Origin of the sequence: Paracoccus spongiarum, from assembly GCF_030732095.1 — a bacterium.
Lineage (GTDB): Bacteria > Pseudomonadota > Alphaproteobacteria > Rhodobacterales > Rhodobacteraceae > Paracoccus > Paracoccus spongiarum.
In genome coordinates, this window is record NZ_JAVAMQ010000011.1 from 84,218 (window position 1) to 97,260 (window position 13,043).

Annotated in this window: 14 protein-coding genes; 9 read left to right on the forward strand and 5 right to left on the reverse strand. The window is 68.4% G+C overall.

What is annotated here, in order from left to right:
* Positions 1–15: 15 nt before the first annotated feature.
* From Q5Y72_RS12945 to alr, 3 genes are read right to left on the reverse strand one after another with little or no spacing between them, the layout of a single operon-like run.
* Positions 16–726 carry an ABC transporter ATP-binding protein gene (locus Q5Y72_RS12945; RefSeq protein ID WP_305963838.1) on the reverse strand — a complete coding sequence of 237 codons (711 nt, stop codon included), beginning with the start codon at positions 724–726 and terminating at the stop codon, positions 16–18.
* Complete coding sequence (locus Q5Y72_RS12950; RefSeq protein WP_371930826.1) at positions 723–1,445, reverse strand: MlaE family ABC transporter permease; 723 nt, start codon at positions 1,443–1,445, stop codon at positions 723–725. The genes Q5Y72_RS12945 and Q5Y72_RS12950 overlap by 4 nt, the downstream gene beginning before the upstream one ends.
* Before the next feature lie 38 nt (positions 1,446–1,483).
* Positions 1,484–2,512: an alanine racemase gene (gene alr, locus Q5Y72_RS12955; RefSeq protein WP_305963840.1), complete on the reverse strand. Its 1,029-nt coding sequence runs from the start codon at positions 2,510–2,512 to the stop codon at positions 1,484–1,486.
* Positions 2,513–2,699: 187 nt separating this feature from the next.
* On the opposite strand from alr, the gene Q5Y72_RS12960 reads away from it, so the two are divergent.
* The 8 genes from Q5Y72_RS12960 (at position 2,700) to Q5Y72_RS12995 (ending at position 8,809) form a co-directional block, all read left to right on the forward strand.
* Positions 2,700–4,232 (forward strand): acyl-CoA carboxylase subunit beta, encoded by a 1,533-nt coding sequence (locus Q5Y72_RS12960; RefSeq protein ID WP_305963841.1) that lies wholly within the window; start codon positions 2,700–2,702, stop codon positions 4,230–4,232.
* Positions 4,233–4,436: 204 nt separating this feature from the next.
* On the forward strand, positions 4,437–4,577 hold the full coding sequence (locus tag Q5Y72_RS12965; protein WP_305963842.1) for a hypothetical protein: 141 nt from the start codon (positions 4,437–4,439) through the stop codon (positions 4,575–4,577).
* A gap of 69 nt (positions 4,578–4,646) precedes the next feature.
* The gene (locus Q5Y72_RS12970) at positions 4,647–5,066 is read left to right on the forward strand and encodes a hypothetical protein (protein ID WP_305963843.1); all 420 of its coding nucleotides are present in this window, start codon (positions 4,647–4,649) and stop codon (positions 5,064–5,066) included.
* Between the two features lie 130 nt (positions 5,067–5,196).
* Positions 5,197–5,436: a YMGG-like glycine zipper-containing protein gene (locus tag Q5Y72_RS12975; RefSeq protein WP_305963844.1), complete on the forward strand. Its 240-nt coding sequence runs from the start codon at positions 5,197–5,199 to the stop codon at positions 5,434–5,436.
* Between the two features lie 78 nt (positions 5,437–5,514).
* Positions 5,515–5,727, forward strand: coding sequence for a YMGG-like glycine zipper-containing protein (locus tag Q5Y72_RS12980; RefSeq protein ID WP_305963845.1), 213 nt, complete (start codon positions 5,515–5,517; stop codon positions 5,725–5,727).
* A 102-nt stretch (positions 5,728–5,829) separates the two neighbouring features.
* Positions 5,830–6,051 carry a YMGG-like glycine zipper-containing protein gene (locus tag Q5Y72_RS12985; protein WP_305963846.1) on the forward strand — a complete coding sequence of 74 codons (222 nt, stop codon included), beginning with the start codon at positions 5,830–5,832 and terminating at the stop codon, positions 6,049–6,051.
* Between the two features lie 105 nt (positions 6,052–6,156).
* The gene (locus Q5Y72_RS12990; RefSeq protein ID WP_305963847.1) at positions 6,157–8,154 is read left to right on the forward strand and encodes an acetyl-CoA carboxylase biotin carboxylase subunit; all 1,998 of its coding nucleotides are present in this window, start codon (positions 6,157–6,159) and stop codon (positions 8,152–8,154) included.
* 70 nt (positions 8,155–8,224) lie between these two features.
* On the forward strand, positions 8,225–8,809 hold the full coding sequence (locus Q5Y72_RS12995; RefSeq protein WP_305963848.1) for a hypothetical protein: 585 nt from the start codon (positions 8,225–8,227) through the stop codon (positions 8,807–8,809).
* Between the two features lie 89 nt (positions 8,810–8,898).
* On the opposite strand, the gene Q5Y72_RS13000 is transcribed toward Q5Y72_RS12995, so the two are convergent.
* Positions 8,899–9,423, reverse strand: a complete 525-nt coding sequence (locus Q5Y72_RS13000; RefSeq protein WP_371930824.1) for a DUF4174 domain-containing protein — start codon at positions 9,421–9,423, stop codon at positions 8,899–8,901.
* A gap of 57 nt (positions 9,424–9,480) precedes the next feature.
* Here Q5Y72_RS13000 and scpA point away from each other — a divergent pair, with 57 nt between their 5' ends.
* Positions 9,481–11,616, forward strand: a complete 2,136-nt coding sequence (gene scpA, locus Q5Y72_RS13005; protein ID WP_305963849.1) for a methylmalonyl-CoA mutase — start codon at positions 9,481–9,483, stop codon at positions 11,614–11,616.
* A 129-nt stretch (positions 11,617–11,745) separates the two neighbouring features.
* Here scpA and Q5Y72_RS13010 read toward each other — a convergent pair whose 3' ends face one another.
* Positions 11,746–13,035, reverse strand: a complete 1,290-nt coding sequence (locus tag Q5Y72_RS13010; RefSeq protein ID WP_305963850.1) for a homoserine dehydrogenase — start codon at positions 13,033–13,035, stop codon at positions 11,746–11,748.
* Between the last annotated feature and the right edge of the window lie 8 nt (positions 13,036–13,043).

Genomic DNA, 13,043 nt, shown 5'->3' on the forward strand with positions numbered 1-13,043 from the left:
GGCAGTCCGGGCGGATCATGCGGGCGTTTTCCCCAGAAACTCGGCCAGTTCGGGCGCGGCGTCCATCGCGCTTGCGGCACCCTGCCAGGCGATGCGACCATCCTGCAGCATCGCGACCCGGTCGCCTATGGCGCGCACCGAGGCCATGTCGTGGGTGATGGTGATGGCGGTCGCGCCGGTTTCGCGCACGATGCCGCGAATCAGCTGGTTGATGCGGCGCGCGCGGATCGGATCGAGGCCGGTCGTCGGCTCGTCGAAGAAGATGATCTGCGGGTCATCGGCGATGGCGCGGGCCAGGCCGACACGCTTGGCCATGCCGCCCGACAGCTCGGCCGGCATCAGGTCGGCGGTTTCGGGCGCAAGGCCCACGCGGCGCAGCTTGTCGATCGCGATGGCGCGGGCGTTGGCGTCGGCCATGCGCTGGCGCAGCCGGAAGGCCACGTTCTGCCAGACGGTGAGGCTGTCGAACAGCGCACCACCCTGGAACAGCATCCCGAACCGGCGCAGGAAATCGGGGCGCGTGGCGCGGTCCAGCGGGCGGCCCTGCCACAGCACCTCGCCCCGGTCGGGCGGCACGAGGCCGAGGATGCATTTCAGCAGCACCGACTTGCCGGTGCCGGACTGGCCGATCACGCACAGGCTTTCGCCCTGCGCCACCGACAGGTCGATGCCGGCCAGCACCGTCTTGGGGCCGAAGGTCTTGTGCAGGTCACGCGCCTCGATCATTCGAAGAACAGCCCGGTCAGGATGAAGTTCGCGGCCAGGATGCCGACGGCGGCGGCGACGACGGCGGCCTTGGTGGCCTGTCCGACGCCCTCGGCCCCGCGGCCCGAGCGCATCCCGAACCAGCAGCCGCTGGTCGCTACGATCAGCCCGAACGCCGCGCCCTTCACCAGGCCCGACAGCACGTCCCAGCCCTCCAGATAGGCCCAGCTGTTGGCCAGATAGGCGGTCGAGTTGAAGCCGAGCGACTGCGTGCCGACCAGCCAGCCGCCCATGATGCCGATGCTGTCGCCCACCGCCACCAGCAGCGGCACGGTCAGCGTCGCGGCCCAGAGGCGCGGCGTGACCAGCCAGCGCACCGGGTCGGTGGACAGCGTCACCAGCGCGTCGATCTGTTCGGTGACCCGCATCGTGCCGATCTCGGCCGCGATCGAACTGGCCACCCGGGCCGCGACCATCAGCCCGCCCAGCACCGGGCCCAGTTCGCGCACCATGCCGATGGCCACGATCGCCGGCACCACGTCGCTGGCCTGGAACCGGGCGCCACCGGAATGGATCTGCAGGGCCAGCGCGGCGCCGGTGAACAGCGCCGTCAGCCCGACGACCGGCAGCGACAGCCAGCCGATCTGCACCAGCTGCGTGGCGAAGGCGCGCGGATAGAAGGGCCGCAGCCGCACCAGCCCGCGCCCGGCGAACAGCGCCACCGCGCCGATGCCGCGCATCAGCCGCAGCGCGGCCCGGCCGGTCAGCCTGATGGGGTTCAAAGGTAGGTCCGTTCGTAACGCTGCCGCAGCGAGGTCAGCACCTCGTAGCCGATGGTTCCGGCGAAATCCGCCAGCCGGTCGATGGGCTGTTCGGGGCAGATCAGCTCCAGCGCATCGGGCACGGAGGAGAGGTCGGTGACATCGGCGGTGATCAGGTCCATCGAGACCCGCCCGACGATCGGACAGGCCGCGCCACCGGCGTAAAGGCTGGCGCCGCTGGAGGACAGCGCCCTCAGGATGCCATCGGCATAGCCCGCCGCGACCGTGGCGATGCGGCGCCGCGCCCCGGCCGTCCAGGTGGCGCCATAGCCCACATACTCGCCGGCCTCGACCTGCCGGGTCTGGATCACCGGCAGCGACAGCCGCACGACCTGCCGCGCCTCGGCGAAGGGCAGCCCGCCGTAAAGGCCGACGCCCGGCCGCACCAGGTCGAAGTGGTAATCCGGCCCCAACAGGATGCCGCCCGTCGCCGCCAGCGAGCGTGGCACGGCGCAGCCCTCGGTCATGGCGCGAAAGGCGGCCAGCTGCGCGGCATTGGCCGGGTGGTCCGGCTCATCGGCGCAGGCCAGATGCGACATGATGAAATCGGGCCCCCGGCCGCCATTCGCCGCCAGAGCCTCGGCCCGGATGGCAGCCCATTCGCCAGCCTCCATTCCCATCCGGTTCATGCCGCTGTCCAGCTGGATCGCGAAGGGCTGGCCGGGACGCATCACCCGGTCGCGGAAGAACTGCGCGGGGCTGTTCAGGACCGGCACCAGCCCGGCCAGATCCTCGCCCTCCATATGCCCCGACAGGACGTTGATGCGCGCGTCATCGGGCAGGTGCGGCCGGATCGCGCGTCCCTCCTTGGCCAGCGCGACAAAGAAGTCGCGCGCGCCGGCCGCATAAAGCGCCGCGACCACGCGCGGCGCGCCCAGCCCGTAGGCATCGGCCTTGACCACGGCGGCGGCGCGGGCCGCCGGCGCGCGGCCGGCCAGCGCCCGCCAATTGGCCACGATGGCCCCGGTGTCGATCGTCAGTCCCATGCGCCTTGGCTTGCCCCCCTGCACGGCCCGCGTCAAGTGCCGCCCGCGCGCCACCACCGCCCGCCGAATTAGCAAATTTGCACTTTGCGCGGGGATGCGGCGATGTAGTTTGCAAATTTTCCCAATTCAGCTTTTCTGCAACTGCATCCCAAGCTACCCTGCGCCGATCTGATCCGGGGGGCCAGCCATGAAAGACATCCTGCAAGAGCTAGAGCGCCGTCGCAACGAGGCCCGCCTTGGCGGCGGGCAGCGGCGTATCGACGCGCAGCACGCGCGCGGCAAGCTGACCGCCCGCGAGCGCATCGACCTGCTGCTGGACGAGGGCAGCTTCGAGGAATTCGACATGTTCGTGGCCCATCGCAGCACCGATTTCGGGATGCAGGACGACCGGCCCTATGGCGACGGCGTGGTGACCGGCTGGGGCACCATCAACGGCCGAATGGTCTATGTGTTCAGCCAGGACTTCACGGTGTTCGGCGGCTCGCTGTCCGAAACCCACGCCCAGAAGATCTGCAAGATCATGGATATGGCGATGCAGAACGGTGCGCCGGTGATCGGGCTGAACGATTCGGGCGGCGCCCGCATCCAGGAGGGCGTGGCCAGCCTCGCGGGCTATGCCGACGTCTTCCAGCGCAACATCATGGCCTCGGGGGTGATCCCGCAGATCAGCGTCATCATGGGGCCCTGCGCGGGCGGCGCGGTCTATTCGCCGGCGATGACCGACTTCATCTTCATGGTGAAGGACACCAGCTACATGTTCGTGACCGGCCCGGATGTGGTCAAGACCGTCACCAACGAGGTGGTGACCGCCGAACAGCTGGGCGGTGCCAGCACCCACACCCGCAAGAGCAGCGTTGCCGATGGCGCCTTCGAGGATGATGTCGAGGCCCTGTCCGAGATCCGCCGCCTGTTCGACTTCCTGCCGCTGAACAATCGCGACAAGGCCCCCGTCCGGCCGTTCTTCGACGATCCCGCGCGGATCGAGGAAAGCCTCGACACGCTGATCCCCGACAACCCCAACCAGCCCTACGACATGCGCGAACTGATCGCCAAGGTCGCTGACGAGGGCGATTTCTACGAGATCCAGAAGGATTTCGCGGGCAACATCCTGACCGGGTTTGTCCGCATCGAGGGCCGCACGGTCGGAGTCGTGGCCAATCAGCCGATGGTCTTGGCCGGCTGCCTCGACATCGACAGCAGCCGCAAGGCCGCGCGCTTCGTGCGCTTCTGCGACGCCTTCGAAATCCCGATCCTGACCTTCGTCGATGTGCCCGGCTTCCTGCCGGGGACCGGGCAGGAGTATGGCGGGGTCATCAAGCATGGCGCGAAACTGCTGTTCGCCTATGGCGAGGCGACGGTGCCGAAGGTCACGGTCATCACCCGCAAGGCCTATGGCGGGGCCTATGACGTGATGGCCTCGAAGCATCTTCGCGGCGATTTCAACTATGCCTGGCCCTCGGCCGAGATCGCGGTGATGGGCGCCAAGGGTGCGGTCGAGATCCTTTACCGCAGCGAACTGGGCGAGGCCGACAAGATCGCCGCGCGCACGAAGGACTACGAGGATCGCTTTGCCAACCCGTTCGTCGCCGCCGAAAAGGGTTTCATCGACGAGGTGATCCAGCCGCGCTCGACCCGCCGCAGGGTCGCCCGTGCCTTCGCCTCGCTGCGCGGCAAGCAGTTGTCGAACCCGTGGAAAAAGCACGACAACATTCCCCTGTAAGTGACGGAATTCGATCGTGATGCACAAAAGCGTGAATGATGCGGCCGGGCCACAGGACGGCGGGTTTGCGCCGCCCGACCCCGACCCCGGCTGTCGGCCGTGGGGGCGCGCGGCTATGATCGGCGTCGCGGCGGCTCGTCAAGAGGCCGTCCCCACCCCGAGCAGCCGGGCGCCTCGCCGCCCGCCTTACAGGAGCAGAACCTCATGTCGAAGAAAATCATCCTCGGCCTCGTGCTGGTGTCGGCCTTCGCAGCCTGCCAGCGTCAGCAGCCGGAAGTCGATGTCTACACGCCCACCGCGCCGGTCACCACCGAGCCGGTCTATTCGGGCAAATACGGCAACTGATGCCGGCACCTCGCGGACCGGGCGGCAGCGCCGCCCGGTCCGGACGTCGCGTCCTGCGGGGGCGCGGCCATGCTGAAGCATCGCGGCTTTCCGGGCCGTCTGCCGGGCACCGACTTCCAGTTCACCATACGCCGCGAGAACCGCAAGGCCGGTCCCACGCCGCTGACGCAGCGCGAGCGGTTCCGCCATCGCAAGCCCGCCGACCAGCGCGCCGATGCGGGATTCCTGGCCGCCCTGATCGAGAATTTCGGCGATGAGCCCTTCGTGCGCGGCAATCTGGATGCCGGACGGCTGTCCTGGCTTCTGGGCCGCGAGGTCAAGCCGGTTGGCGATTTCGACCCGGCCGATTACGACCAGCTTCTGCGCGTCGACATGCAGGTGGCCGAAGCCTCGTTTCCGCAGCTGTTCGCGGCCGACGGACCGTCCGGACCTGACCGGGACGATGCCGATGCCGACCGGGACGAGGGCGATGACGGGGATGGGCGCTGATGGGCGATTTGCTGCTTGGCTCCTGGCTGTCACACCCATGTCAGTTTGACTACGCCCGGCGCTGTGCGATAGTCAGCGCGTGTTTTCAACACCGTGCCCCGAAACGGGCCACAGATACAGGCAGAACCACATGCAGACTTCGCTTTTCATCCGCCTCGCCGGCGTCAGCCTCGTCGCGGCCGGCCTTTCGGCCTGCGCCCCCGGCTACCAGACCGGCCTGTCGCCCGACGCACAGCGCGCCGCTGGCGGGGCCGTGGCCGGTGCTGTCATCGCCAAGGCGCTTGACGAGGACATCGCGACCGGCGCGGCCATCGGCGCGGCCGGCGGTGCGCTGTGCGACGAATTCGGCGTCTGCCAGCGTCGCTACTGATCGCACAACGGCGCGGCCCGCCGGTCCCGGTCGCACCGGGTCGGGTGGGCGCGCCCCTCTCCTGACAGGTCAGAGCCCATGCACAAATCCCTTGCCCTCGTGGCACTGCTCGGCGCGGTTTCGGTCGCGGGCTGCACGCAGAACATCAACCCGACCGACACCGACCGCGCGCTTATCGGTGCGGGCGCCGGTGCGCTTATCGCCGATCTGGCGGGTGAAAGCCCGCTGGCCGGGGCCGCCATCGGCGCCGGAGCCGGGGCGCTCTGCAACGACGCTCGCCTCTGCGAGTGATCCCGAGGTTGCGCCGTCTGCGGGCAACCGCGGCGGCGCGGCACTGACATTCCCGCGCGGGCCGCACCCCGGACCCGTCACGACAACAGAAGGACGACCCTCATGGCCAAGGCATTTGCCCTTGCCGCCGTGCTTGGCGCAACTGCGCTGGCCGGCTGCACCCAGAACATCAACCCGACCGATGTCGACCGCGCCGCGATCGGCGCTGCGGCTGGCGCCACCATCGCCGCTGTCGGCAACCGCAAGGAAAGCGACATCTACAAGGCCGCAGCCATCGGCGCGGCCGGCGGGGCGCTGTGCAACGACGTGCGGCTCTGCCAATAACGCCATTGCGGGCGGCGCGCCGACGGCGCGGCCCCGATCCTCAGCAACCGCGCGTGGCCTGACCGCCGCGCGCGGTCTTTTCATGTCTGCCGGCCGGGGGGGCCCATGTTCAAGAAAATCCTGATCGCCAACCGGGGCGAGATCGCCTGCCGCGTCATCAAGACCGCCCGCAGGATGGGGATCGCCACGGTCGCGGTCTATTCCGATGCCGACCGCAATGCGCTGCATGTGAAGATGGCCGACGAGGCGGTTCATATCGGCCCGCCGCCGGCCAGCCAGTCCTATATCGTCATCGACAGGATCATGGACGCGATCCGCCAGACCGGCGCCGAGGCCGTCCATCCCGGCTATGGCTTCCTGTCCGAGAACATGAAATTCGCCGAGGCGCTCGAGGCCGAGGGCGTCGTCTTCATCGGTCCGCCCAGCCCGGCGATCGAGGCGATGGGCGACAAGATCACCTCGAAGAAGCTGGCGCAGGAAGCCGGCGTCAGCACCGTGCCGGGCTATATGGGCCTGATCGCGGATGCCGACGAGGCGGTGACGATCTCGAACCAGATCGGCTATCCGGTGATGATCAAGGCATCCGCCGGCGGCGGCGGCAAGGGCATGCGCATCGCCTGGAGCGATGACGAGGCGCGCGAGGGATTCCAGTCCTCGAAGAACGAGGCCGCCAGCAGCTTTGGCGACGACCGCATCTTCATCGAGAAATTCGTCACCCAGCCCCGCCATATCGAGATCCAGGTCCTGGCCGACAAGCATGGCAACGCGGTCTATCTGCACGAGCGCGAATGTTCCATCCAGCGCCGCAACCAGAAGGTCATCGAAGAGGCACCCTCACCCTTCCTCGACGAGGCGACGCGGGCGGCGATGGGTCAGCAGGCGGTCGCGCTGGCCCGCGCGGTGGGCTATACCAGCGCAGGCACGGTCGAGTTCATCGTCGATGGCGACCGCAACTTCTATTTCCTCGAGATGAACACCCGCCTGCAGGTGGAACATCCGGTCACCGAACTGATCACCGGCATCGATCTGGTCGAACAGATGATCCGGGTGGCCGCGGGCGAGCCCCTGCCCTTCGCGCAGCAGGACCTGAAGATCAATGGCTGGGCGATGGAAAGCCGGCTTTACGCCGAGGACCCCTATCGCGGCTTCCTGCCCTCGATCGGCCGGCTGACCCGCTATCGCCCGCCCTCCGAGGTGGCCGACCGCGCCCATGTCGTCCGGAACGACACCGGCGTCTACGAGGGCGGCGAGATCAGCATGTTCTATGACCCGATGATCGCCAAGCTGTGCACCTGGGCGCCCGACCGCGCCCGCGCCATCGAGGCGATGCGGGTGGCGCTGGACGAATTCGAGGTCGAGGGCATCGGCCACAACCTGCCCTTCCTGTCGGCGGTGATGGACCACCCGAAATTCGTCTCGGGCGACATCACCACCGCCTTCATCGCCGAGGAGTATCCCGAGGGCTTCCAGGGCGTCACCCCGCCCGAGACCGAGGTGGCGCGCATCGCGGCGGCGGCGGCGGCGATGCATCGCGTGGCCGAGATCCGGCGCACCCGGATCAGCGGCCGGCTGGACAACCACGAACGCCATGTCGGCGAGAACTGGGTGGTCTTCGTCGCAGGGCAGGAATTTCCCGTGCGCATCCGCGCCGACCGCGACGGGGCGAATGTCCTGATCGAGGGCGGCACCCTGCGGGTCGAGGGCGACTGGAAGCCGGGACAGTCGCTGGCGCGGATGATGATCGACGGGGTGCCGCTGGTGATGAAGGTGGACAAGATCCCCGCCGGCTTCCGGCTGCGCAGCCGAGGCGCCGACCTGAAGGTTCAGGTGCGCCGACCCCGCGCCGCCGAACAGGTCCGCCTGATGCCCGAGAAGGTCGCGCCCGACACCTCGAAATTCCTGCTCTGCCCGATGCCGGGGCTGATCGTGCGGATCAACGTCGCCGCCGGCGACGAGGTGCAGGAGGGTCAGGCGCTGGCCACCGTCGAGGCGATGAAGATGGAAAACATCCTGCGCGCCGAGAAGAAGGGCGTGGTGAAATCGGTGAACACCGAGGCCGGCCAGAGCCTGAAGGTGGACGACGTCATCATGGAGTTCGAATGAGGCGCAGGCTTCGCGATCCTGATCCCTGCCATCCTGCCCCCGGCGCGCATGGGCCGGGGCGGCGTCGCTGATGCCGCCCTTCGACGCATATCTGTCGCCCCAGGCGCAGCAGGCGGTCATCGCCGGCGTGTTCCTGGCGGCGGGGTGGTGGGTCGTGGCATACCAGAACCGCCGCCGCGACGCCAATCTGCGGGCCGAGCGGGTGCGCGACGTGCAGCGCGCCCTGTTCGCCGAGATCCGCGCCTATCTCGCGGCGCTTCAGCGCGACGATGTGGGGGCCTATGGCGCGCAGATCATGGATCGCATCCTGACCGAGCCCGGCTATTTCCCGGTGATCCCGACCGAACGCAACGACGCGATCTTCCGCGCCATCACGGCCGAGATCCATGTGCTGCCCCGCGACACGGTCGATCCGATCGTGCTCTATTACAGCCAGTTGAACGCCATTTCGGCGATGATCGCGGATCTGCGGGAACTGGATGTCGCGAGGATCGGGGCCGACCGCGCGGCCAGCATGTATCGCGACTATATCTCGATGAAGGTCGAGGCGCTGGAACTGGGCGGAACGGCGCTGGAGGCGATCCGCGCCAATATCGACGGCCGCGGCGCGGCCGGCGCGCTCAATAACCCGGCTTCGGGCCGGTCCGGCCGGTGATCGGCGGAGGGTTGTAGGATGTCGTGCTCATCGCGGAACTCCCGTCTCTCTCGGGTCAATATAGGGCCTTGGACGCGCCGGTTCAATCGTCATGGCGCAAGCCCGGCGCGGCCGATCTCTTGCCGGCGCAGCGGGAACTTGTCGATGGCGCGGCTGATCTCGCGCACGTCCCAGGGCGCGGGCTTGCGCTGCTTGACCTGCCCGTCCTTGTCGATCACCACCAGCGAGAAGCCGCGCGGATGCAGTTGCCGCCGCCAGGGCGAGGCCGCGGCGGGGTCGGCGTCGGTGATCACCACCACGTCACGCTCGGCCAGCATCCCGGGGCGCGACCGCAGCGCCTGCATCTGTTCGCGGAAGGCCGGATCGTCGGGGGTGTCGGCAAAGACCACCACCGGGCGTGCGGTCCACAGGAAATCGCCGGGCGCCACCGCCGCCGCATCGAATTCGCGCAGCACCGCCGCGGCGGTTGCCGGCATCGCGGCGCCGGGCATCTCCTCGGGACTCATCGGCCGGGCCGGCGCCGGCGGTGTGCCGGGCGCCTCGGGCGGCGGCGCCTCGCGGGCCGGGCCCATCGCCGCCAGTGCCATCGCGAAAATCAGGAATTTCAACTTCATCGGCACCTCATCCTTGCCTGAATATAGGCACGGACGGGCCGCGGGAAAGGACGCATGATGACAAATCCGACGCTGGAACAATGGCGCAGCCTGGCCTCGAAGGAGTTGAAGGGCGCGGACCCCGACAGCCTGACCTGGGATACGCTGGAGGGGATCGCCGTCAAGCCGCTCTATACCGAGGCCGACACCGAGGGGCTGGCGCATCTGGGCAGCCTGCCGGGCATGGCGCCCTATACCCGCGGGCCGCGCGCCACCATGTATGCGGGCAGGCCCTGGACGATCCGCCAATATGCCGGCTTTTCCACCGCCGAGGAATCCAACGCCTTCTATCGGCGCAACCTTGCCGCGGGCCAGCAGGGCGTGTCGGTGGCCTTCGACCTCGCCACCCATCGCGGCTATGACAGCGACCATCCGCGGGTCGAGGGCGATGTCGGCAAGGCGGGCGTGGCCATCGACAGCGTCGAGGACATGAAGATCCTGTTCGACGGCATCCCCCTGGACCGGGTGTCGGTCAGCATGACGATGAACGGCGCGGTCATCCCGATCCTCGCGAATTTCATCGTCGCGGGCGAGGAGCAGGGCCATTCCCGCGCGGTGCTGTCGGGCACGATCCAGAACGACATCCTCAAGGAGTTCATGGTTCGCAACACCTATATCTACCCGCCCGAACCCTCGATGCGGATCATCGCCGACATCATCGAATACACCGCCGCCGAGATGCCACGGTTCAACTCGATCTCGATTTCCGGCTATCACATGCAGGAAGCCGGCGCGAACCTGGTGCAGGAACTGGCCTACACCCTTGCTGACGGGCGCGAATATGTGCGCGCGGCGATGGCGGCCGGCATGGATGTGGACGCCTTCGCGGGGCGGCTGTCCTTCTTCTTCGCGATCGGCATGAACTTCTTCATGGAAATCGCCAAGCTGCGCGCGGCGCGGCTGCTGTGGCACCGGATCATGACCGAGTTCGGCGCGCAGAAGCCGGGCAGCCTGATGCTGCGCACGCATTGCCAGACCTCGGGCGTCAGCCTGCAGGAGCAGGACCCCTACAACAACGTCATCCGCACGGCATACGAGGCGATGTCGGCGGCGCTTGGCGGCACGCAGTCGCTGCATACCAACGCGCTGGACGAGGCCATCGCCCTGCCCACCGATTTCAGCGCCCGGATCGCGCGCAATACGCAGCTGATCCTGCAGGAGGAAACCGGCATCACCCATGTCGTCGATCCGCTGGCGGGCAGCTATTACGTCGAAAGCCTGACGGCGGAACTGGCCGAGAAGGCCTGGGCGCTGATCGAGGAGGTCGAGGAGATGGGCGGCATGACCAAGGCTGTCGCCTCCGGCATGCCCAAGCTGCGGATCGAGGAAACCGCCGCCCGCCGGCAGGCGATGATCGACCGCGGCGAGGAGGTGATCGTCGGCGTCAACCGCTATCGCAAGGAGCGCGAGGACCCCATCGACATTCTCGACATCGACAACGTCAAGGTGCGCGACAGCCAGATCGCGCGTCTGGAACGCATCCGCGCCAGCCGCGACGCCGCCGCCTGCACCGCCGCGCTGGCCGAGCTGAGCCGCCGCGCCCGCGAAGGCGGCAACCTTCTGGAGGCCGCTGTCGAGGCCGCCCGCGCCCGCGCAACCGTCGGAGAGATCAGCATGGCGATGGAAAAGGAATTCGGACGCCACCGTGCCGAGGTCAGGACGCTGGCCGGGGTCTATGGCGCCGCCTATGAGGGCGACGAGGGCTTCGCGGCCATCCAGGCCGATGTCGAGGCCTTTGCGGCCGAGGAAGGCCGGCGGCCGCGCATGCTGGTGGTCAAGATGGGCCAGGACGGCCATGACCGCGGCGCCAAGGTGATCGCCACCGCCTTCGCCGATATCGGCTTCGACGTGGATGTGGGGCCGCTGTTCCAGACCCCGGACGAGGCGGCGCAGGATGCGATCGACAACGATGTGCATGTGGTCGGCATCAGTTCGCAGGCGGCGGGGCACAAGACGCTGGCGCCAAAGCTGATCGAGGCGCTGAGGGCGCAGGGCGCGGGCGACATCCTGGTGATCTGCGGCGGGGTGATCCCTCAGCAGGACTACGATTTCCTGAAGAAGGCGGGCGTGAAGGCGATCTTCGGGCCGGGGACCAACATTCCCATGGCCGCGGCCGACATCCTGCGCCTGATCCGCGAGGCCCGCGCGGCCTGAGCCCGCACGGGCTTGCGTCCCGCGGTGGCCGGGGGGCTGTCTGCCCCCCGGACCCCCCGAGGATATTTCCGCCAGGGCAAAGGCGGATCGGGTCTGCGTGCCGAGGCCGCGGGGTCCAGGGTCGGCCGGTCAGACCTCTTCGATGCGCAGCTCGACCGGATCGCTGACCAGCACGCCGGTGCGCGGCAGCGCCTCGATGGCGAAGTCGATGGCATCGGGGGTGGTCTTGTGGGTAACGACCAGCACCGGTACGCTGCTGTCGCTGTGCTGGCCGTATTGGCGCATCCGGTCGATCGAGATGCCCGCATCGCCCAGAACCGTGGCGATCTTGGCCAGGGCGCCGGGCTTGTCCTGCAATTCGAGGCGCAGATAATAGGCGGCCGGCACAGCCGTGCGCGCCGGCTGCGCCGCCGTCAGCGACGCGGCCGGCTGGCCGAAGACCGGCAGGCGGACGCCGCGCGCTATCTCGACGATGTCAGACAGGACCGCGCTGGCGGTCGGGCCTTCGCCGGCGCCGGCGCCGCGCAGGACGATCTGCCCGACGCTGTCGCCCTCGACCACCACCATGTTGGTGCCGCCATGCAGCTGTCCCAGCGGGCTGTCGGCGGGCACGAGGCAGGGCGACATGCGCTGTTCGAGCCCGCGCGCCGTCATCTGCGCGACGCCCAGCAGCTTGATGCGGTAGCCCAGGTCCGCGGCGCGGCGGATGTCGTCGATGCTGACGCGCTCGATCCCCTCGATCTCGACGGCGCCGAAATCGACCTGGGTGCCGAAGGCGATGGCCGACAGGATCGCCAGCTTGTGGCCGGCGTCGATGCCGCCCACGTCCAGCGTCGGGTCGGCCTCGAGATAGCCCAGTTGGCGCGCCTCTTCGAAGACCGCCTCGTAGGGCAGGCCCGCGCTTTCCATCCGGGTCAGGATATAGTTGCAGGTGCCGTTCATCACCCCCATGACACGGCTGATGTCGTTTCCGGCCAGCGATTCCGTCATCGCCTTGATGACCGGGATGCCGCCCGCCACCGCCGCCTCGAAGCGGATCGCGCGGCCGAGGCTTTCGGCCAGTTCCGCCAGGTCCTGCCCATGCATGGCCAGCAGCGCCTTGTTGGCCGTGACGACGTCCTTGCCGGCGCGCAGCGCGGCCTCGATGCTGTCCCTGGCGATGCCGTTGTCGCCGCCGATCAGTTCGACGAAGACATCGACATCGTCGGCCCGGGCAACCGCCACCGGATCATTTTCCCAGCGATAGGCGGACAGGTCGGCATCGCGGTTCTTGAGCCGGTCGCGGGCGCTGATCGCGGTGATCGTCACGTCACGGCCCGACCGGCGGGCCAGCAGCTCGGCATGTTTCTGGACGATCTTGACGACACCGATCCCGACGGTGCCCAGCCCGGCAATACCGAGGCGCAGGGGGGACGACATGGAAGCCT